Source organism: Paraburkholderia sp. PGU19 (genome assembly GCF_013426915.1).
Taxonomy (GTDB): Bacteria; Pseudomonadota; Gammaproteobacteria; order Burkholderiales; family Burkholderiaceae; genus Paraburkholderia.
In genome coordinates, this window is sequence record NZ_AP023180.1 from 1,593,767 (window position 1) to 1,614,412 (window position 20,646).

Annotated in this window: 16 protein-coding genes and 1 pseudogene; 7 read left to right on the forward strand and 10 right to left on the reverse strand. The window is 60.1% G+C overall.

Going from position 1 to position 20,646, the window contains the following annotated elements; genetic code table 11:
- Positions 1–188: 188 nt before the first annotated feature.
- Complete coding sequence (gene kdgD, locus H1204_RS24810) at positions 189–1,106, forward strand: 5-dehydro-4-deoxyglucarate dehydratase (protein ID WP_131240058.1); 918 nt, start codon at positions 189–191, stop codon at positions 1,104–1,106.
- 95 nt (positions 1,107–1,201) lie between these two features.
- Positions 1,202–2,548 carry an MFS transporter gene (locus tag H1204_RS24815; protein ID WP_180731195.1) on the forward strand — a complete coding sequence of 449 codons (1,347 nt, stop codon included), beginning with the start codon at positions 1,202–1,204 and terminating at the stop codon, positions 2,546–2,548.
- 98 nt (positions 2,549–2,646) lie between these two features.
- On the opposite strand, the gene H1204_RS24820 is transcribed toward H1204_RS24815, so the two are convergent.
- Positions 2,647–3,609: a D-glycerate dehydrogenase gene (locus tag H1204_RS24820; protein WP_180731196.1), complete on the reverse strand. Its 963-nt coding sequence runs from the start codon at positions 3,607–3,609 to the stop codon at positions 2,647–2,649.
- A gap of 288 nt (positions 3,610–3,897) precedes the next feature.
- Here H1204_RS24820 and H1204_RS24825 point away from each other — a divergent pair, with 288 nt between their 5' ends.
- From H1204_RS24825 to H1204_RS24840, 4 genes are all read left to right on the forward strand, one after another.
- Positions 3,898–4,656 (forward strand): SDR family oxidoreductase, encoded by a 759-nt coding sequence (locus H1204_RS24825; protein ID WP_180731197.1) that lies wholly within the window; start codon positions 3,898–3,900, stop codon positions 4,654–4,656.
- A 58-nt stretch (positions 4,657–4,714) separates the two neighbouring features.
- A complete protein-coding gene (locus H1204_RS24830) occupies positions 4,715–6,037 on the forward strand; it encodes an MFS transporter (protein ID WP_180731198.1) in 1,323 nt (440 codons plus the stop codon).
- Positions 6,038–6,062: 25 nt separating this feature from the next.
- Positions 6,063–6,455 (forward strand): VOC family protein, encoded by a 393-nt coding sequence (locus H1204_RS24835; protein WP_180731199.1) that lies wholly within the window; start codon positions 6,063–6,065, stop codon positions 6,453–6,455.
- 104 nt (positions 6,456–6,559) lie between these two features.
- Positions 6,560–7,804, forward strand: coding sequence for a citrate synthase (locus H1204_RS24840; protein ID WP_180731200.1), 1,245 nt, complete (start codon positions 6,560–6,562; stop codon positions 7,802–7,804).
- A 568-nt stretch (positions 7,805–8,372) separates the two neighbouring features.
- Here H1204_RS24840 and H1204_RS24845 read toward each other — a convergent pair.
- The 6 genes from H1204_RS24845 to H1204_RS24870 form a co-directional block, all read right to left on the reverse strand.
- Positions 8,373–9,500, reverse strand: coding sequence for a porin (locus tag H1204_RS24845; protein WP_180731201.1), 1,128 nt, complete (start codon positions 9,498–9,500; stop codon positions 8,373–8,375).
- Positions 9,501–9,694: 194 nt separating this feature from the next.
- On the reverse strand, positions 9,695–10,369 hold the full coding sequence (locus H1204_RS24850; RefSeq protein ID WP_180731202.1) for a response regulator: 675 nt from the start codon (positions 10,367–10,369) through the stop codon (positions 9,695–9,697).
- On the reverse strand, positions 10,366–11,748 hold the full coding sequence (locus H1204_RS24855; RefSeq protein ID WP_180731203.1) for a sensor histidine kinase: 1,383 nt from the start codon (positions 11,746–11,748) through the stop codon (positions 10,366–10,368). Before H1204_RS24855 ends, H1204_RS24850 begins: the two co-directional genes overlap by 4 nt.
- 105 nt (positions 11,749–11,853) lie before the next feature.
- On the reverse strand, positions 11,854–12,687 hold the full coding sequence (locus H1204_RS24860; protein WP_042304715.1) for an ABC transporter permease: 834 nt from the start codon (positions 12,685–12,687) through the stop codon (positions 11,854–11,856).
- Between the two features lie 52 nt (positions 12,688–12,739).
- Positions 12,740–13,537, reverse strand: coding sequence for an ABC transporter ATP-binding protein (locus tag H1204_RS24865; protein ID WP_079503537.1), 798 nt, complete (start codon positions 13,535–13,537; stop codon positions 12,740–12,742).
- Between the two features lie 100 nt (positions 13,538–13,637).
- A complete protein-coding gene (locus H1204_RS24870; RefSeq protein ID WP_180731204.1) occupies positions 13,638–14,651 on the reverse strand; it encodes an ABC transporter substrate-binding protein in 1,014 nt (337 codons plus the stop codon).
- 534 nt (positions 14,652–15,185) lie between these two features.
- On the opposite strand from H1204_RS24870, the pseudogene H1204_RS24875 reads away from it, so the two are divergent.
- Positions 15,186–15,551: pseudogene (locus H1204_RS24875) on the forward strand (EAL domain-containing protein); the annotation flags it as partial.
- Positions 15,552–15,672: 121 nt separating this feature from the next.
- Here the strand turns inward: H1204_RS24875 and betA are convergent.
- From betA to H1204_RS24890, 3 genes are all read right to left on the reverse strand, one after another.
- Complete coding sequence (betA, locus tag H1204_RS24880; RefSeq protein WP_180731205.1) at positions 15,673–17,364, reverse strand: choline dehydrogenase; 1,692 nt, start codon at positions 17,362–17,364, stop codon at positions 15,673–15,675.
- A 38-nt stretch (positions 17,365–17,402) separates the two neighbouring features.
- On the reverse strand, positions 17,403–18,923 hold the full coding sequence (locus H1204_RS24885) for a cytosine permease (protein WP_180731206.1): 1,521 nt from the start codon (positions 18,921–18,923) through the stop codon (positions 17,403–17,405).
- 85 nt (positions 18,924–19,008) lie between these two features.
- Positions 19,009–20,517, reverse strand: coding sequence for an aldehyde dehydrogenase family protein (locus tag H1204_RS24890; protein WP_180731207.1), 1,509 nt, complete (start codon positions 20,515–20,517; stop codon positions 19,009–19,011).
- Positions 20,518–20,646: the final 129 nt, after the last annotated feature.

A 20,646-nucleotide genomic window follows, 5' to 3' on the forward strand; every position in this document is an offset into this window, starting at 1 on the left:
TGATGCCAATATTTCGTCAAACAACTTTAGCTGTCATCGTACAACAAACCCCAGATTTTTGGCTACGCGTAAACCCTTGGAATAGCGTAAAAATGCCGATTTTGTTTGATTCATCCAGTTCGCAGTTGTACGATCACTCCACCGTTTAAGACAAATATGTCTAACAACACATCCTGACAGACAAGATCATGACGACACCTCAAGAGCTCAAGCAGATTGTTTCCGAAGGCCTGCTTTCCTTCCCGGTCACCGACTTCGACGCGAACGGCGATTTCCGCGCCGACACTTACGCGCAGCGCCTCGAATGGCTGGCGCCCTATGGCGCATCGGCATTGTTCGTCGCGGGCGGCACGGGCGAATTCTTCTCGCTGACGCACAGCGAGTACTCGAACGTCGTGCATACGGCGACGGAAGTCTGCAAGGGCAAGGTGCCGATTCTCGCCGGCGCCGGCGGACCGACCCGCACCGCCATTGCCTTTGCGCAGGAGGCACAGCGCAAAGGTGCGAACGGCATCCTGCTGATGCCGCACTACCTCACTGAAGCGTCGCAGGAGGGCATTGCCCTGCACGCTGAACAAGTATGCAAGTCGGTTCCGGACATGGGCGTGATCATCTACAACCGCGCCAATTCCAGGCTGAACGCCGAGACGCTGGCGCAACTCGCGGACAAGTGCCCGAACCTGATCGGCTTCAAGGATGGCGTGGGCGACATCGAGAGCATGGTTTCGATCCGACGCCGCCTCGGCGACCGCTTCTCCTACCTCGGCGGTCTGCCGACGGCGGAAGTCTACGCCGCAGCGTACAAGGCCCTTGGCGTGCCCGTGTACTCGTCGGCCGTCTTCAACTTCATTCCGAAAACGGCCATGCAGTTCTATCGCGCGATCGCCGCTAACGATCACGCCACCACCGACCGGCTGCTCGACGAATTCTTCCTGCCGTATCTGGCCATCCGCAACCGTCGTGCGGGTTACGCGGTGAGCATCGTGAAGGCAGGGGCCAAACTCGTTGGCCGCGATGCGGGTCCCGTGCGCGCGCCGCTTACGGACCTGACTGAAGAAGAGCACGCGCAGCTCGACGCATTGATCCGCAAGCTCGGCGCGCAATAAGCGCTCGCTGGGGAGACACGTGAGGCAGCACTCGACGGTTATCACATGACCCGGTCGCCGTGGCGCCTCGCGCACCGCATTCAAGAGGAGACATCATGGCGATAAGCCGTTCTGCGAATCCGGCGAACGTCGCGACACCCACACGCGTTCGCTACGTCATCCTGTTGCTGATCTTCGCGATCACCACCTTCAATTACGCGGACCGTGCGACGCTGTCAGTCACCGGCTCGGCGATGCGTGCCGAGTTCGGCTTCGACGCCATCAGGATGGGTTACATCTTTTCGGCGTTCAGCTGGGCCTATGTGCTCTCGCAGGTGCCAGCTGGATGGCTGCTCGACCGTTTCGGCGCGCGTCGCGTGTACGCGGCGAGTATCTTCCTGTGGTCGCTCTTTACGTTGTTGCAAAGTACGATCGGCGTGCTCGGCAGCGGCGCGGCGGCCGTCACAGCATTGTTCGTGTTGCGCTTCGTGATGGGCGCAGCTGAAGCGCCCGCCTTCCCCGCCAATGCGAAGGTCGTCGCCAGCTGGTTTCCTACAAAGGAGCGCGGCACGGCATCGGCGATCTTCAACTCCGCGCAGTATTTTGCGGCCGTCATCTTTACCCCATTGATGGCGTGGCTCACCCACGCGTTCGGCTGGCACCACGTGTATATCGTGATGGGTCTCGCGGGGTTTCTCCTCGCGTTGACGTGGCTGAAGGTGATGAAGAATCCCGCGAGTCATCCCGGCGTCAACCAGTCCGAACTTGAACATATCGAGCAGGGAGGCGGTCTGATCCATGGGCGTCAGACTGCGACAGAAGCGCGTGCTGGCCACGCACGCTGGTCCGTCATGCGGCAGCTGCTCACCAACCGGATGTTGCTCGGCGTCTATCTCGCGCAGTTCTGCATCAACGTGCTCACCTACTTCTTCCTCACCTGGTTCCCGATCTACCTCGTGCAGGCGCGTGGCATGACCATTCTGCAAGCGGGCCTTGTCGCGTCGCTGCCTGCAATCTGCGGCTTTCTCGGCGGTGTGCTCGGTGGTGTTCTGTCAGACGCGATGATTCGACACGGTCATTCCCTGACCGTCGCCCGGAAGGTGCCGATCGTCGGCGGCATGCTGCTGTCGGCCTGCATCATTGGATGCAACTACGTCAACACGGACTGGCTGGTGGTCGCGTTGATGTCGCTGGCGTTCTTCGGCAAAGGGCTGGGCGCACTGGGATGGGCAGTCGTCGCCGATACGTCGCCGAAGGAGGCCATCGGTCTTTCGGGTTCCATCTTCAACATGTTCGGCAACATGGCGGGCATCGTCACGCCCATCGTGATTGGCTATCTGGTTGCCCGGTCGGGATCGTTCAACGGCGCCCTGGCGTTCGTGGGTATCAACGCGCTGATAACCATCTTCAGTTATCTCGTGATCGTCAGGGATATCAAGCGCGTCGAATTGAGCCCGTCATAGACGCACAGATTCAGCACGTTATTGAACGTCGCATGGCGTTGGACAAAAAGCCCGCGTGACCGCGGGCTTTTCAGGAGATTCGACTGTGTTCGCCGCGCTCACACCGGATTCAATGCCTGTCGCCCATCGAGAATGGCTGCGACGTTGTCCAATGCGGTGAAACCCATCTGATCGCGTGTTTCCACCGTCGCGCTCGCCATGTGCGGCGTAAGGAACACATTCTCAAGGCTGGCAAACCGGGCGTCGACATTGGGCTCGCTCCTGTACACGTCGAGGCCAGCACTGAACAGATGTCCCGATGTCAGCGCATCGTAGAGAGCATCCTCGTCCACTAATGCGCCACGCGCCACGTTCACGAAAACCGCTCCCTTCGGCAAGAGACCGAATTCCTTTTTCGTCATCAGCGGAAGACCGCCACCCGGCACGTGAAGCGAAAGCACCTGGCAATGCGGCAGCATCTCCTCGATGTTCGGAAAAAACGTCGCGCCATTCTCTGACGACAGCGAAGCACGCTGAATGTCCGTGTAGACGACGCGCATGCCAAAGCCCTGCGCGCGTCGGGCGACTGCACGTCCGATCCGCCCGAACCCGACAATACCCAGCGTCTTGCCATTGACCCGCGTGCCGAGCATCTCGGTCATTCCGAATGATTTGCCCCATCCGCGCCGCATGATCTTTTCATATTCGGATGCACGGCGGCAGGCCGCGAGCACAAGAAGCATCGCGAAATCCGCAGTGCATTCTGTCAGCGCGTCCGGTGCATTCGTCACGACGATCCCTTTTTCGCGAGCGTAAGAGACATTCATGTGATCGACCCCCGCGCTCGCGTTCGCGATGATCTTGACCGTAGATGGAAGCGCCGCAATGTGGTCCTCCTGCAATCCGGACTTCTTGCCGATCAGAACGGCCCGCACGTCGTGCTTCTTGCAAAAGTCCACGACAGACCACGCGTCCATATCGGATTCGGTCACATAGGCGCGAAATTCGGAGACTGCGCGCGCCGCCACCGCTTGCGGGACCCGTCGCGCAATCAACAGTTGGGTCGGGTTAGTTTCCGGCATGGTTATTTCCTTGAGATTGAAAGACCGACACAGACTACGAAACGGAAGCTCGCGAGGTCAATGTTGATTGGATGAATCAACTTAACGCGATGCAGCCCGTCAGTATTTCGATGCGTGCCTTTGCACGTTCGCGGCTGTGTCCAACGTCATCCCGGTATCAGGAAAACCCTGATTCGATGCCCGCCTGCAGCGCTATTTGATGTTGATTGAACGAATCAAGATTGCTCCCGCCTGTGCGCCGGTGCAATTCTCTTTCATGATCGATTCAACAACGAAGGGGACGAAGCAATGTCTGCATCGAAAAAGTTCGCAGCAGTGACGGGCGCTGGGTCCGGCATTGGTCGCGCTACCGCCGTGGCGCTCGCCAATGCGGGGTTTTCCGTAGCGCTGATAGGACGCAGGGAAGAACCATTGCTTGAGACTCGCGAGACCATCCGCATTGCGGGCGGCGCTGCGAGTGTGTTCTGCGCAGACGTGACCAGCGAGGCTTCCGTTGAACAGGCATTTTCACGGATTGCGCATGAATTCGGCCGTCTGGACGTGCTCTTCAATAACGCGGGCCGCAATGCAGGCGCGGTCCCTCTGGACGAATACAGCCTCGACTTCTGGAACGACGTCGTTGCGACGAACCTGACGGGCGTCTTCCTGTGTGCACGCGCGGCGTGGCGTCTCATGAAGACGCAGTCGCCTCAGGGCGGAAGAATCATCAACAACGGATCGATATCGGCGCACTCGCCCCGGCCCAACACGATCGCTTATACCGCGACCAAACATGCAGTGACGGGTATTACGAAATCGCTCGCGCTCGACGGACGCGCATTCAACATCGCCTGTAGCCAGATCGACATCGGCAACGCGGCTACCTCGCTCACAGAGCGGATGGCGCGCGGCGTCCTGCAAGCCGATGGAACCATGGCGCCCGAGGCAAGAATGGACGTCACGCACGTCGCCAACGCAATCGTGCACATGGCCAGCCTGCCTCTCGACGCTAACGTGCTGAACATGACCATCATGGCAACCACCATGCCTTTCGTAGGCCGCGGATAAAAATACTCTCCTGCCAGACAAAAAAATAACAGGCAGATCCTTGATTCAGGAGACACCGATGAAAGTCGTAGAGGAACAACCGCTGTCAGTGCCCGACCAGGCTGCCTATGCGGCAACGGCAAAGCCATCGAAGGTGAGGTACGTCGTGCTCTCGATGCTGCTCGTGGCCACCATTCTCAACTATGTCGACAGGTCGGCACTTGGCATCGTTGCACCGAGTCTGTCGAAGGATCTCGGGCTCGACAGGATGCAGATGGGCGAACTGTTCGCCGCCTTCGGACTCGCCTACTCTTTCGCCCTGTTGCCCGGCGGGATATTGACGGACATAGTCGGCTCGCGCCTTGCGTATGCGTTGTCGCTCGTTGGCTGGTCATGTGCCACACTCACGCAGGGCCTGGCAAACAGCTATCACATGTTGCTTGGCTCCCGGTTCGCAATGGGTGCGCTCGAGGCGCCCGCCTTTCCGTCCAACGCCCGCGCCGTGACGCTATGGTTCCCCACCCGGGAGCGAGGGTTTGCGACAAGCGTCTATGTGATGGGCCAATACATTGGAACGCCACTTTTCACCGGCCTGCTCCTTTGGATTTCCAGCGCGTATGGTTGGCGTTCGGTGTTCTTCGCAACGGGCGCATTCGGCATCTGTTTCAGCCTGGTGTGGTTCCGTGCGTATCGGGATCCTTCAAGGCATCGGAGCGTCAACGCAGCGGAGATCCAGTACATCAACGAAGGCCAGGTGAGACCCTCGCAAAAGGCGCGCGAGAAATTCAACTGGCGCATAGCGTTCAAGCTGCTTGGCTACCGGCAGGTTCTGGCGATTTGCCTGGGGAAATTCTGCAACAACACCTTGCTGGTTTTCTTCACCACATGGTTCATGACCTATCTTGTCGAAGCGCGTCACATGTCGATGATCAAGGTGGGTATCTTCCAGGCGCTGCCGTTCATGGGGGCGACGCTCGGCATTCTCGTAGCGGGCTCGCTTTCGGATTTCTTCATCCGCAGAGGCGTATCGATCTCCGCAGCACGCAAGGCGCCGCTGATCATCGGCACGCTGCTCGGCGCAACAATCGTATTCGTCAACTTCGTCGAGTCAAACGAACTGGTGATTGCAATCCTGACAATCGCTTTCTTTGCTCAAGGCGTTGGCTCGATGTCGTGGGCAGCCGTCTCCGAAATTGCACCCAGGCAATACGTCGGCCTGACCAGCAGCATAACCAGTCTTGCCGCCAATATTGCAGGCGTCACGACGCCACTCATGATTGGCTACATCACCCATCACACCGGCCATTTCTATTGGGCCCTCAATCTGATGGGTGCGATCTGCCTGCTTGGGACACTTTCGTACTCACTGCTGCTTGGCAAACTCTCCCGTATCGAGCTCTGAACGCTAACTTTCTGGTGACAACAGCATGATTGAATTCAAGTGGGATCATCTTCAACTGTGCTCCACCGATGCGGAAGCGACGGCTGCATGGTTTGCTCGCTGTCTTAACGCCGAGGTTGTCCGTCGACCTGGCAGGGTTGACCTGCGCCTTGGAGGAATTAACCTGTTCATCACCGCGCTGGAAAAAGCACACCCCGTGCACGTTCCTGATGGCGAACGGGTGCAAGGTATCGACCACTTCGGTGTGACCGTGGATGATCTCGATGCCGCATTCCAGCATCTGGTCGAGTGTGAAGCTCATATCGTCGAGCCGATCAGGCAAATCCGTGCAGGCGTGAGAGCCTGCTTCGTGAGGTCACCTGGCAACATTCTCGTCGAGATTCTCGAACGCAGGCCGGCCGAGATGACTTTTAAGTGAAATGACGTCACTATTGAAACTGCATCGATAGCACTCGCGCCGCCCGCAAGCCAGTTCGCGCGTAACGGCTCCCCGTTCCACTTGCCTCTCGCAGCCTCAATCCCATGCGCCCCTGGATCACTTTGACTGAAGCAACGAGACAGCTTGGGGTTCAGGCGCAAACCGTCTACGCCTATGTTAGCCGGGGCAGCATTGCCGTCATGCCTGATCCGCACGATCCGAGAAAGAGTCTCTATCGTGCAGAAGATGTTGCGGTGCTTTGCCGGAAGAAACAGGTCGGACGAAAACGCGAGGCCCTCGCTGCCGGAACGATATTCGGTACGGAACCTTGCATCTACAGCGGCATTACCACCTTCTCCAAGGGGCGCGCGTACTATCGGGGCCGAGACAGTATCCGACTGTCCGAAACGGCCACGTTGGAGGACGTCGCTGCGATTCTCTGGAATACGCCAACGCCGATTGCTTTCGAAACCGATGGCGTATCGCTACAGGGAGATGAGCGTGGCAGACAATGTGCGTTCATGTCACTGGCGGCGCTCGCGGCCAACGGACACTCCACCCACGGTCGCACGGACCGCGCGCTGCACGCAGAAACGGGGCGGCTCGTAGCACTTGTTTCGCAGGCATTCGGTGCACGATGCGACGGTGCCGCGACGTTGACGCATGAACGGCTCGCGCTCGGTTGGGGACAAGGAAGCGAAGGTGCCGATCTCATTCGACGCGCACTGGTTCTCGTCGCAGACCACGAACTGACGAGTTCTGCGTTTGCCGCCAGAATTACCGCATCCACGGGTGCATCGCTACCCGGGTGCCTGCTTACCGGGCTTTCCACGATCGCCGGCCCCTTGCATGGAGATGGATCGGGCCGTGTGAGAGCGGTGTTCGACGACGTGGAAAGGCTCGGAGCCGAGACCGTTGTGGGTCGTCATTTGCAGTCTGCAATCCCGATCCCGGGCTTCGGTCATCATCTGTATCCAGACGGCGACCCGCGAGCGCACAGTCTGTTGGAGCGCCTCGATCCGCCGGAGGAACTCGCTTCCTTCATCGAAAAAGTTGTGACACTGACCGGTCTGAAACCGAATATCGACGTGGCGCTCGCCACCCTCGCAGCACAACTGAAACTCCCGCGCGACGCCGCGTTCGCCCTTTTCGCCACGGCCCGCAGCGTTGGCCTGCTCGCGCATTGTATGGAGCAACTCAAGGTGGGCAAGGTCATCCGGCCGCGCGGACGCTACACCGGACCCGCGTTGGAGGAACTCAATCAGAGCCCATCCAGTGGAGTTGGAAGCAAGACACTCGACCCCGTAACGCTCGACAAGAATCGGGTCTTCAAGACAATCGTCCGGTGATTGCGTAACGACACCGGACAGTCCTTGCACAAGTGTCTGACGGGAGGCCCCCTGCCTCCCACCTGCTGCGCCTACTGAGCGGCCCGGCGTCCGACTATCCGTCGGCCTACGCCCCACGCTTAACGCTTTGCGCCGTCCGGCGTTCGAAATGCTCACGAGGTGCGATGCGGGATATCGTCCGGGAACGGATACGGCGCGTGTGGGCCCGGCCATTCCAGGGCGGGCGGTCCGCTCAGTGCGTCGCATCCCGCGAAGCCGGCAAGAACGAAAAGGCACAAGAAAGCCGTGCAGACCCAGCAAACGACAGATAGCTTACTCATTGCTCGCCTCCCTTTCGCAAAGCCGGGCTAATAACTTCGACTACGGAGCGAGGTAGTTGGTTGCGCGCGGCATTGCAACCAGCCTAAACCCGACTCGGCTGACCCGTTTGGCCACGCGAATGGAAGCATTTCTGAACATGATGCATCGACCAGAAAAAAACGGCGAGCGGACAAGTCCGCCGCCGCTATCCGAAGCTCCTTTGATGGAGCGTACTGCGAGGAGATAAAACGCGGGTCAGAAACGCGGATCAGAAGCGCGTACGGATACCCGTGGTCGCCTCGACCTGATTGGTCGCACCGAAAGTGCTGCCAACCGTGTAACCGCCGTGCAGCCTCATGTAGTCCGCGGCCAGATAGACTTCCGTGCGCTTCGAGAGGTGATAGAAGATCGAGCCGTACAGCGTTTCCTTGAAGCCATTGTGGAGGCCCGAGGTCGAATCGAACGCGCCGATGTTCGCGTTCGGGATGTTGCCGTCGCTGTTGTATGCGGCGTTATGCACACGCATTTGCTGATAGCCGAGCTCGTAGTCGAGCGCGCCCTTCGGCGACAGCTTGAACGACACCGTCCACGAATTGTCCTGACGCTGTCCAAGCGCACCCTGGTCGCCCCAATAGCGGAAGTAGCCGGCGTTGGCACGCAGGATGCCGAACGTATAGTTGCCGCCCACCGAGTACGTCTGGTTCGTGACGCCCTGGCGATTCACGTGGTTGTAGAACGTCGACACGGCAAACGCGGGGCCGTCGTAACCGAGGGCAACCTGGTAGTTGGCGTTGTTGCCGAAGCTCGTCGAGTTGCCGAACGCATAGCCCGCGGCCGCGAAGATGCCGTTGTCGAACAGCTTCTTCCACGCGATGCCGTTCTCGTAACGGGTGCCCGTCGCGCTCGCCGCGTAGAAGATCATCTGTTTGAAGTTGTTGGCGTTCGTCCAGCCGCCTTCTTCCGTCGTGAGCTGCGCGTTGCCGTATGGGTCGCCGTAGATTGCTGCGGCGTCGCGCGCGATCGTGTTCTGGAAGCCCGCCGTCAATTTGCCAAACGTGTCGTTCTGGACGCCGACCCACGCGTCGCGGTCGAAGATCTGGCCCGGGTCTTCCATCTGGCCGTCGCTCACCCGGTATTCGCTTTCCAGGCGAAAGATGATCTTGGTGCCGTTGCCGATGTCTTCGGCACCCTTCACGCCCCAGCGGCTGCCGCTGAACCAAGGCTCGCCACCGATGCCCATGCCGATCACGTGATTGCCGTTTGCGTCCGCATGCGATTGATACGTAGGGACGCTCAGATCGATCAGGCCGTACAGCTGAACGCTGGACTGCGCGTGTGCGCTGCTCGCTGCCATGGCGCCGGCTGCGACGGCGAACGCGAGGTACTTTTGCTTCAAGATCGTCTCCTCAGATTGCTGCGTTGAATTTCTGATTTGTCCGCTGCCGGTTACTGCCTGCCGGTTGCCCGGCCGCTATGGCGAACAGCGGATGAGACGAATCCTAATTACCTCAATCCTTCACGCTCCTTTCGCGTCTTATTCGTACAACTTAGTGATATTACTGATATAGGCAAATTAAATCTTGCATTCACTCACGCCGCATCCCTGGTCCGCAGGATGTAGCCAAGACCGCGCAGCGTCATGATCTGCGCGCTCGAACCCGCGAGGTGCTTGCGCAGGCGGTGGATGTAGATGTCGATGGCGTCCGCGCTCGGCTCGTCGTCGAGACCAAACACGCTGTCCATCAGCGTGGTCTTCGAAACCGTCTTGCCCTGCCGCAGCATCAGCGTTTCCAGGATCGCGTGCTCGCGACGCCGCAGGTTCAGCGGCACGTCACTGTGGCGGAACTCTCGCGTGTCGGAGATGTACTGCAAGTCGCCGCACATGAGCCAGCCCGATTTGTCGCTCAACTGCCGGCGGATCAGCGCCTTGATGCGCGCCACCAGCTCACGGCCATCGAAGGGTTTCACAACGTAGTCGTCCGCGCCGGCGCTGAAGCAGTCGACCTTGTCATCGATCGAACCATGCGCGGTCAGCATCAGCACTGGCACGTTGTCGCGCCTGCGGCGCAGGCGCGCGAGCACGTCCTTGCCGCTCATGCGCGGCAGACGCATATCGAGCAGCACCACGTCGTAGCGCTGGGTAGTCAACACGGAATCTGCGGATTCGCCGTCGAGCACGCAATCGACGGCGAAATTCTCCGCCCGTAGCAGGTTAACGATCCAATGCGAGAGTTCGACATTGTCTTCGACGAGCAGCAGCTTCATTCTCTTTCCTCATTCCTCCACGCGGGCAGGCGAACCGTGATGACGAGCCCAACCCGTCCTTCGCCCGGCGACATGGTAACCGTACCGCCGTGCGACAGCGCAATCTGATGGACGATCGCGAGCCCCAGCCCGGAGCCCTCGACATCGCTCGCCACCCGGTAAAAGCGCTCGAACACATGCGCGCGCGCTTCGGCGGGAATGCCGGGGCCGTTGTCCACCACCTGCAGCAACACTTGACTACCCTCACGCCGGCAAAGCACGGTCACGCTTCCTCCTTCGTGCGTGTACCGGATCGCGTTATCGGCGAGATTCGACACGAGCGCCGCGAGCAGGCTCTCGCTTCCCGCCACATAGGTGCCCTCGGCCAACTCGGCGCCGAGATCGATCTGGCGCCGCTGCGCCGCGACCACCAGCTCCTCCAGCACCGACGACACCACTGCCGTCAGATCGACCCTGGCCTGCACGCGCGGCAACGACACCGACTCGGCCTGAGCGAGCAGCAACAACTGGCTCGTCATATCCGCCATCTTCTGGCTAGTGCGTCGAATGCCCGTCAATGCCTCCGTCAACGCCGGATCGCTCGGGTCGTACTGGCTCGCGCATTGCACCTGCGTGTTGAGCAGCGTCAGCGGCGTGCGCAACTGGTGCGCCGCATCGGCGATGAATTGCCGCTGCGTTGTCGTATGCAGCTTCAGCCTCGCGATGCACTGGTTGATCGCATCGACGATCGGGCGCAGCTCGGTCGGCAGATGGTGCACGCGGATTGGCTCAAGCTCCATCGGCTCGCGATCGGCAACGTCGTTCTTGAGCTTCATCAACGGCCGCAATTCCATGGTCAGGCCGAACGGCACGAGCACCACGACCAGGGCAAGCATCAGCCACTGACGAATCAACTGCGGACGCCATAGATCTTTCACCATGGCCTGCCGCGATGCCTGCGTCTTGCCGACGATCACCGTGACCTGCTCGGCCTTGCCAGAGTCGTACAACTGCCGTTCATAGGCCACCGCGCGAATCGGCAGTTCGCCCAGCCGGGTGTTGTAGAACACCGGGTACCGCGTGCTGCCCGCGGGCGGCGTGAGATCGGGACTCCCGCCGAGCAGCCGGTCGTGGCCGGCGACCACCTTGTAGAACACGTGGTCCTGATAAGGCGACTCGAAAATTTCGAGCGCGGCAGGCGGGATATTCGCCGTCAGCGCACCGTTCTCCCAGTCGACGTCTTCGATGATGGTTCGCGCGGAGGACAGCAATGCGGCGTCTTGCAGCAGGTCGGCTGTCTGGCACGCGGCAACGTACGACATGTAGTCGGTTACGAAGACAAAGAGCGCGAGCGGCAGCAGCAGCCACAACAGCAGACGCGCACGCAAGCTAAGCAACATTCAATACTCTCCAACATGATCCGGCCATACCGATGATGAGGCCGGCAAAACGCGACGCCGTCCTTGCCTTTTCCGGCAAGGACGGCTGTCTTTGAAAAACAAGCCTCAGAATGCAGCGGGCCTCCACTTCAGCAAGCGCTTTTCCAACGTGGTCAGCAGATAGTCCGTAGCGAGTGCGACCACGGCCAGCACGATCATCGCCGCGAACACGCCGCTCGCGTTGAATGCCCCCTGTGCGGTCGAAATCAGCAGACCGATACCTTGCTTGGAGCCGAGGAACTCGCCGACCACCGCACCGACCAGCGCAAAGCCGAAGCTCACATGCAGGCTCGCGAGAATCCACGAAAGCGCCGATGGAATCACGACGTAGGTCGTCAGCTGGCGCTTCGAAGCGCCCAGGATCTGCGCGTTCGCGATCATGTAGCGGTCGGCTTCGCGCACGCCCTGGAAGGCATTGCCGAATACGACGAAAAATACCATGACCACCGCGAGCGCAACCTTGGATGCCATCCCGAGGCCAAGCGCAATCACGAATACGGAGCCGAGCACCACGCGCGGAATCGAGTTGGCGATCTTGATGTAAATGTCGAACACGTCGGCGAGCAGCTTGTTGCGTCCCAGCACGACGCCGCACACGATACCAGCGACCGAGCCAATAAAGAAGCCGATCAAGGTCTCTTCAAGCGTAACCCACACCTGCACGAGCAGCGGCCCCTGCGATGTGCCGTTCTGGAACCAGTCGACGATCTGCAGGAAGATCAGCGACGGCATCGAGAAAAAGAATGGGTCGATCCATTTCAGGCGCCCGCAGAGTTCCCAGCCGCCGAGCAGGAGCACAAGCACGAGAATCCGCAGACCGATGATCAGGGCGTGCCGCTGCCGCAGCTTGCGTCGCGCGATCTGTTCGATCCTGGCCGCCGATTCGCCGTCGAACTCCATCTTCACAGAGCTATCACGAGATGCCATGAGTGTATTCCGTTGTGCCGTCGTTTTAAGCAATTTGTACTTCCTCGCGCAAGTCGTGCCAGATATCGCGCGAAATTTCGATAAAGCGCGGATCGTAGCGAATCTCCGACGTGACGCGCGGACGCGGCAGGTCGATCTCGTAGACCTTCTTGAGCGTCGCCGGGCGCGCGGTCAGCACGAACACGCGGTCGGCGAGCGCGATCGCTTCTTCGAGGTCGTGCGTGACGAACACCACCGACCCCGCGTTCGCCGACCACAACTGCAGCAGCTCGTCCTGCATCAGCGTGCGAGTCTGCATGTCGAGCGCGGAGAAAGGCTCATCCATCAGCAGGATTTCCGGCTTGTTGATGAAAGTCTGCGCGAGCGCCACACGCTTTCGCATGCCGCCCGACAACTGATGCGGATAGTGCTTGCCGAACTTCTCGAGACCAACGCGGCGCAACCACTGGTTCGCCTCGTCGTAGGCCGCCGATTTCGAGCGGCCGCGAAAGAGCGGGCCGGCCGCCACGTTGTCAAGCACCGAGCGCCACGGGAACACCGCGTCTGCCTGAAACACGAAGCCGATGCGCGGATCGATGCCGTTGACGGGCGCGCCCATCAGGTGCACCTCGCCGGCCGTGGGCTTCAGCAGCCCCGTGATCATGCTGAGCGTGGTCGATTTACCGCAGCCCGTGGGGCCGACAATCGCGATGAATTCGCCTTGCGCAACGGACATGCTGAAATCGCGCAAGGCGACGGTTGCCTTGCCGTCGGGAGAAATGAAGCGGCACGACACAGAGCGGAATTCGATAACCGGTGCGTCTTTGGGTAGAACTTGGTTCATCGGGAACATCCTGGGAAAAACCGGCGCCGCGCGAAGCGGCTCCGAAGCGCAATAAAGTCAGGCCGCGCCTGACGCACGAATGCAATCGGCTAACACCGGCTTACTTCGCGCTGACGAATTCGTTCGTGTAGGTTCTGGCCAGGTCCACATGCTTACCCTTGACCGACGGGTTGAAGGCCGACAGCACCTTCAACACAGTGGCCGGGCCGTCGTCGGGCATCTTGCCGTCCGACGTGTACATCGGCAGCGAAGCCTTCAGCGCGCTTACGTAGAGCATTTTGTCTTTCTGGTAGTCGCCCGGCATCTTCGCGGCGACTTCTTCCGCGCTGTGCGTGTGGATGAATTGCATCGTGCGCACGAACGCATGCGCAAGCTTGCCGGCCTGAGCCTTGTGCGACTCTGCCCATGCGGCCTGCACGTAGAGGCTCGCCCCCGGGTAGGTGCCGCCGAGCGCGGCCTTCGTGCCGTCGACGGAGCGCATGTCGACCAGCACCTTCGCCTCGCCCGATTTCTGCAGCGCCGAAACGGTGGGTTCGGTGGTCATGCCCGCATCGATGCGGCCTTGCCTGATCGCGGCGATGAAGCTCGCGTCGGCGCCCACGGGCAGCATGGTGTATCCCGTCGATGGGATACCGTGCTGGCCAGCTAGGTATTGCGTGAGAAAGCTCGTCGACGAGCCAAGCCCCGTCACGCCAAGCGTTTTGCCCTTGACGTCGGCCATCGACTTGATCGCGTCGGCCGACTTTGTCGACACCATCTCGACTTCGCCCGGCACCTGCCCGAACACGACGATCGCCTTGACTTCCTTACCCTTGGTCTGCAGGTCGATGGTGTGATCGTAGAAACCGACGACGCCCTGGACAGCGCCTGCGAGCAGTTCGTTTTCGGCGTCGACGCCGGCGGGCTGCGACAGCAACTCGACATCGAGCCCTTCATCCTTGAAATAGCCGAGCTGTTCGGTCAGGCGTGCCGGCAGATAGATCAGCTTCGTAATTCCGCCGACCATGATCGTAATCTTTCCCGAATCGTCGGCCATGGCATGTTGCGATGCAATACCGAATAGCAGGCTAGACGCGAGGGCGATATGGCGAAACGTGCGGAAGGTGAGGCGCATCGATTGTCTCCGTTCTTATCGGGAGCCGGCCCTATGCCGACTGTCTGTGTCGATGGCGGGATTCTAGAGGTGCAAACCCTTCTTCCTGCTTTCACGAAGATGCGCGTTCCGTACGGGATTTCCATGATGCAGACCGCAACAGGATTGTTAGCGTTGCGACAATGAAGATGGCAACTCGCGACTCAGGCGTGTGAACTTGGCGATGAAGCGTTGCTATTTCGGTGTGTGCGGATGTGAATCAAACGTGTCACTCCAGCGCAGACAAGTACGCAGCCGAGCAATAAAGCGGTGCGTAAAAAATGCCGTCGGCACTCGCGACGCGACGTTGAACTTATTCGAATCAATTCGGATGCAATGCGAATAAACACCTGTAAAAACAAAGGGATCTGCACTCAGTCGATTCAGAATTGTTCCTTTAATTCGTTCAAGTCCGTAGTTTGCATGCCGTTATGGCACAAGTGCGCCGACGCTCCGCTGACTGACTCGCCACGTCAACGACCCGCTGACCACCATGAGCTAAACGAACGACGTGCCGAGATTACCGAAAGCGCGATCATGGACGATCCCAATCGCGCGATCGAAACGCTGGACCGTCTGCACGCGCTCGGCATTCGACTCGCGGTGGACGACTTCGGTACCGGCTATTCATCGCTGTCGTACCTGAAGCGTATGCCGGTCGACGAACTCAAGATCGACAAGTCGTTCGTGATGAGTATGACAGAACACAAGGACGACGAAACCATTGTGCGCTCCACGATCGATCTCGCGCATAACATGGGCCTGAAGGTGGTCGCTGAAGGGGTGGAGAGCGAAGAAGTGCTAACGCGCCTGTGCGAATTGCGCTGCGATCTGGTTCAGGGCTACCACTTGACGCGCCCACTGCCGCCGATGAAGCTCTAAGCATGGTTGATCGATTGGGCGATCGCACAATCGATCAACGAAAAACCGGGCGCTGAACCTGACCGGGTCGACCAGAAGCTGGCGGTTTGAACAGCGGTCATTGCGTCAAAGTACCGCCAGATCACACTTCGCGCACCTCTCGCATGGGCGCATGGGTGCGTTGCCGCGTTTCCCATCCTTCCGCGAGCCCGATATTCACGTCGGACGGCTGCAAAGTCGGAATGCCCTTCACGAGGTCGGCTCCACGTTCGGCGAGCATGATGGTGGGCGCGTTCAGATTGCCGTTGGGCTCCGTCGGGAAAACCGACGAGTCGATCACACGCAGTCCCGCGATTCCACGGACCCGCAACGCCGAATCCACGACTGCCATATCGTCCTCGCCCATACGGCAGGACCCGCACGGATGCATCGTGCTCTCCAGACTCGCCCTGACGAACGCGTCGATCTCGGCGTCGGTCCGCACATCGGGACCTGGGGCAAGCTCGACGTCGCGGAAACGGTCCATCGCGGGTTGCCCGATGATCTCTCGCGTCAGTCGCACGCATCGCCTGAAACCCTCGCGATCCTCTTCGCGCTCCAGATAATTGAATCGTATTTCGGGGTGAACGAAAGGATCGACCGATGTTGCGCGTACATAGCCACGGCTCTTCGGCTTGTTGGGCCCTGTCAGGATCATGAATCCATGCCCCTTGAACGGTTTGTCGCCGTCGTAGCGCATGGCTGCCGGCAGAAAATGGAACTGGATATCAGGCCAGCGAAGGCCAGCTTCTGAGCGGATGAAGCCGCCAGCCTCGAAATGATTGCTGGCGCCCAAGCCATCCTTGAACAGTAACCAGCGCAAGCCGATCATGAATTTGCTGAACGGGTCCATCTTTCCATTCAGCGTGACGGGCTCCTTGCACGCATATTGAATGTAGATTTCGGCGTGATCCTGCAGGCTCTCGCCGACGCCAGGCAAATGATGCCTCACCTCGATCCCTGCGCGACGCAGGACGTCGGACGGCCCGATACCCGAGCGTTGCAACAGGTGCGGCGAGCCAATCGGCCCGGACGAAATCAGGACTTCCGCGCGGCAAAGTGCCGTATGCACGACACCGCCCTGTTCGTAGACGACGCCCGTCGCACGCTTGCCTTCCAGGAGGATATGCCGCGTCATCGCATGCGTGACGACACTCAGGTTGGGCCGCGTCATCGCAGGGCGCAGGTAGGCGTTCGCCGTGGACCAGCGCACGCCATCCTTGACTGTCATGTGCATCGCGCCGAAGCCTTCCTGCATATGCCCGTTGCAGTCGTCTGTTCCGATGTAGCCCGCCTGTACGCCCGCTTCGATCCACGCGCCATACAGCGGGTTTTGCATGTTGTTGCCGTTGTTCGTGCAAAGCGGCCCGCTATCTCCGCGATATGTGTCGCCGCCAAACTTGTAGTGCTCCGCGCGCCTGAAATAAGGCAGGCAATGACGATAGCCCCATTCTCTCGCGCCCAGTTCTTCCCATTCATCGAAGTCGTACGCGTGACCACGGATGTACACCAGCCCATTGATCGACGACGACCCGCCCAACACCTTGCCTCTCGGGCAGTGCAGTTGCCGCCCATTCAGATGCGGTTCCGGCGTCGTCTGGTATTTCCAGTTGTACTTCTTCGTGTTCATCGGCATCGAAAACGCACTGGGCATCTGGATGATGACGCTTCGATCGCTGCCACCGTATTCCAGCACCAGCACGCTGACGGCGGGATCTTCGGTCAGCCGGTTAGCCAGCACACAGCCAGCCGATCCGGCGCCAACGATGATGTAATCGTATTGCTCGGTTGCCATGATCTTTCCTGATTCGTAAACTTGATTGCGTCGGTGGTCTAGAACCGCTGATCGCCCGTGGTGTATTGAGGCATCGTCTTCTCGACGTGTGCGATCACGGCCTCTTCGCGTTCGAGATCGAGCGATCGGCTCAGTGCGTAATACGCAATACCTGACACGACCAACCCGACCAGCCAGGCGAGATCCAGGCTGCCCATCCTGCGCGCAAGCGGACCGACATAGACCTCGTTGGAACCGTCGAAGATGCAGAAGAACGGAACCATTGCCGCAAAGCCGATCGCATAAGAGATGAGTCCACGCGCGCCCCATCGGCCATAGATGTTGTTGTGAGGCAGGAAGAAGTGCGGGATCGCGTAGCGGCCCTTGCGAACGAAAAAGTAATCCGTGAGATTGACTGCCGTCCATGGCACGAGGAAGTACAGCATCACAACCAGATAGATGTTCAGGACCGACAGCCCCTTGCCCGACGTGTAGATGCTGAGAGCAATACCCAGTTGCAGAAGCACGACGAAGATGACGGCAAGAACGCGTACTCGCGCAGTCGGCTCGACTTTCCGGAACGAATCGACGCCTGTGATCGCCGTGAGTTTCGCGCTGTAGATGTTCATCGCGATCACGGGCAGGAACGCAAGAATCGTGACGGCAACGACGACGCTTCCTAACCCCGGTGCGAGATCGCTGCCCACCTGGTTCAGTGCGACGAGCACATCCGTTGCGTGCAGGTGGTCTCCGAGCCATCCGCCTACTGCGATCATCCAGGCTCCCGACAACGATGCGCCGAGAAACACCGCGGCGATCAACCTGCCGCTTGGCGTGTTCTTCGGCAGATAGCGCGAGTAGTCGGACACATACGGAGCGTAGGCAATGTTGTAGCTCGCCGCAGCCGCGAACTGGGCGATGAACCCCGTCCACGCAAAGCCGAGCGGCACGGGTGGCGTCGAGCCCGGTGCGACAGCCGGCAATGGCGCGTCATGCACCCAATGCAGCAAGACGGCCGCCGTCACGATGCCATACAGCGGCAGCGACAGATACAGCGCCCACTTGAAGCTGCGATGCATCCAGTCATGGCCGAGAATCGCAAGAATGGCGGCGGGAATCGTGACCACCAGTGCAACCTTGACGGGGTCCCAGCTGTAGAGGGTTTTCAAGCCCTGCATCATCAGCACGAGATTGACGATGTTGAAACCCGCAAAGACGAACAACGTTGCCATCAGAACCAGCACGACGCCACGATAGCCGAACTGCGCTCTCGACTGGATCATCTGCGGAAGGCCGAGATGCGGCCCCTGCGAACCGTGAAACGCCATGAACAACGTGCCGAACATGATGCCCAGCGTGCCGGCTATCGTCGTCCACAACGAACTGAGACCCACGCTCGGGCCGACGAACCCGATGGTCATCGTAAAGAACGTGAAGTTGCCGAGAAACCAGAACGGTCCCTGCCGTGAAAGCCGGTCCGTTCTTTCGTGTTCTGGAATGAAGTCAATGGAGTGACCTTCAATCGATCCATGCTCGCTGTCGGCTGCGAAGCTTGTCGCAACCCTGTCCTGTGCTTTCATCGTCTGATCCACCCGGTACGGAAGGTTGATGCAATGAGGATTGGCGTCGCACACACCGCGCAAGCGCGCGGCGGCGCGGTATCCCTTAGTCCAGCGTGATCCACACGGCCTTGGTCTCCGTGAGAGCGTCGAGCTGCTCCGGGCCCAGGTCCTTGCCGAAACCCGACTCCTTGACGCCGCCGAACGGCATCGATGGATCGATCGTGCTGTGGGCGTTGACGTAGACCGTGCCGGCATGCAGTTGCGGGATCAGCGCATGCACACGCTTCAGATCGTTCGAATAGATCGCGGCCGCGAGGCCATAGGGTGAGTCGTTGGCGAGCGTCAGCGCTTCGCTGACGTCGTCGAACGGCGCGGTCACCAGCACAGGGCCGAAGATTTCTTCGCGGACGATCTTCATGTCGCTGCGGCAATGCGCGAAGATGGTCGGCTGAACGAAAAAGCCCGGCCCGTCCAGCTGGCGCCCGCCATAAAGCACTTCCGCACCTTCGCGGCGCCCTGTTTCAATGTAGGTCATCACGCGGTCCTTCTGTGCCGCCGACACCAGCGGACTGATGAAGCAGTCGCGATCCAGCCCCGGCGCAATCTTCAGCGTTCGCGTGTAATCGACCAGCGCGGCATGAAACCGGTCGTGAAGTTTGCGCTGCACATAGACACGGCTGCCGGCGTCGCACACCTGCCCGGCGTTGAAGAACATGCCGTTCGCCACCGCGCGTGCCGCTGCATCGACATCCGCGTCGTCGAGCACGAGTACGGGCGATTTTCCGCCGAGTTCCAGCGTGACTCGCCGGATGCCGCCGGCAGCCGTGCGGCCAACCGTACGCCCCACCTCCGTGGAGCCCGTGAAGGTCACCTTGTCGATGCCCGGATGGCTGGCCATGGCCGCACCCACCACGCTGCCGTGCCCCGTCACGACGTTGACGACGCCATCGGGAAAGCCAGCCTCCTGAACCAGTTCTGCAAAACGCAGTGTCGACAGCGAGGTGAGTTCCGCTGGCTTGATCACGACGGTGCAGCCTGCCGCGAGCGCGGCCGCCACCTTCCATGCCATCGTCTGAAGCGGAAAATTCCATGGCACGATCACACCGACCACGCCGACTGGCTCCTTGCGCGTGTAGGCCACATAGTTGCCCGGCAGCGATGGCTCGACAGTCCGTCCTTGAAGCTTCGACGGCCAGCCCGCGAAATAGCGGAAGGTATCGACGGTGCCCTGAATGTCGACATCCCGTGCCTGGGAAACCGATTTGCCGACGTCGATCGATTCGATTTCGGCAAGCTCGGTCGCGTGCGTTTCGATCAGGTCCGCGAGCCGGTGAAGTAGCCGCTCACGCTCCAGCGGCTTGAGGCGTCGCCACGTTCCGCCATCGAACTGCCGGCGTGCAGCGGCAACGGCGCGATCCAGATCGCCCGTGGTCGCCAGTGGAATCTGCGCGATCACGCCTGCCGTGGACGGCTCGATTGCGTCGAGGTATTCGCCGCCCTCGCCAGCCACAAATGCGCCGTCGATCAGCATTCTGTGCGGCCTGTCGAGGAAGTGTCGCGTGGCCTCGCACGCGCCGAACTGCTCCAGATAATTTCGTACGATGGTATCCACCGTTGTCTCCTTGTTCGGTGGGTCGTGCCAATGACACGCCCACGGGTGTTGTCATGGTGTGTTGCGCATACCGCGGTTCAGCGGTTGAGCGGTTCAGCGGTTTAGCGGTTCAGCGGTTCAGCGGTTCAG

Bases quoted from the DNA above. Each gene is read 5' to 3' on its own strand.
- kdgD (WP_131240058.1), top strand. From the start codon at position 189: ATGACGACACCTCAAGAGCTCAAGCAGATTGTTTCCGAAGGCCTGCTT.
- H1204_RS24815 (WP_180731195.1), top strand. From the start codon at position 1,202: ATGGCGATAAGCCGTTCTGCGAATCCGGCGAACGTCGCGACACCCACA.
- H1204_RS24820 (WP_180731196.1), bottom strand. From the start codon at position 3,609: ATGCCGGAAACTAACCCGACCCAACTGTTGATTGCGCGACGGGTCCCG.
- H1204_RS24825 (WP_180731197.1), top strand. From the start codon at position 3,898: ATGTCTGCATCGAAAAAGTTCGCAGCAGTGACGGGCGCTGGGTCCGGC.
- H1204_RS24830 (WP_180731198.1), top strand. From the start codon at position 4,715: ATGAAAGTCGTAGAGGAACAACCGCTGTCAGTGCCCGACCAGGCTGCC.
- H1204_RS24835 (WP_180731199.1), top strand. From the start codon at position 6,063: ATGATTGAATTCAAGTGGGATCATCTTCAACTGTGCTCCACCGATGCG.
- H1204_RS24840 (WP_180731200.1), top strand. From the start codon at position 6,560: ATGCGCCCCTGGATCACTTTGACTGAAGCAACGAGACAGCTTGGGGTT.
- H1204_RS24850 (WP_180731202.1), bottom strand. From the start codon at position 10,369: ATGAAGCTGCTGCTCGTCGAAGACAATGTCGAACTCTCGCATTGGATC.
- H1204_RS24855 (WP_180731203.1), bottom strand. From the start codon at position 11,748: ATGTTGCTTAGCTTGCGTGCGCGTCTGCTGTTGTGGCTGCTGCTGCCG.
- H1204_RS24860 (WP_042304715.1), bottom strand. From the start codon at position 12,687: ATGGAGTTCGACGGCGAATCGGCGGCCAGGATCGAACAGATCGCGCGA.
- H1204_RS24865 (WP_079503537.1), bottom strand. From the start codon at position 13,537: ATGAACCAAGTTCTACCCAAAGACGCACCGGTTATCGAATTCCGCTCT.
- H1204_RS24870 (WP_180731204.1), bottom strand. From the start codon at position 14,651: ATGCGCCTCACCTTCCGCACGTTTCGCCATATCGCCCTCGCGTCTAGC.
- betA (WP_180731205.1), bottom strand. From the start codon at position 17,364: ATGGCAACCGAGCAATACGATTACATCATCGTTGGCGCCGGATCGGCT.
- H1204_RS24885 (WP_180731206.1), bottom strand. From the start codon at position 18,923: ATGAAAGCACAGGACAGGGTTGCGACAAGCTTCGCAGCCGACAGCGAG.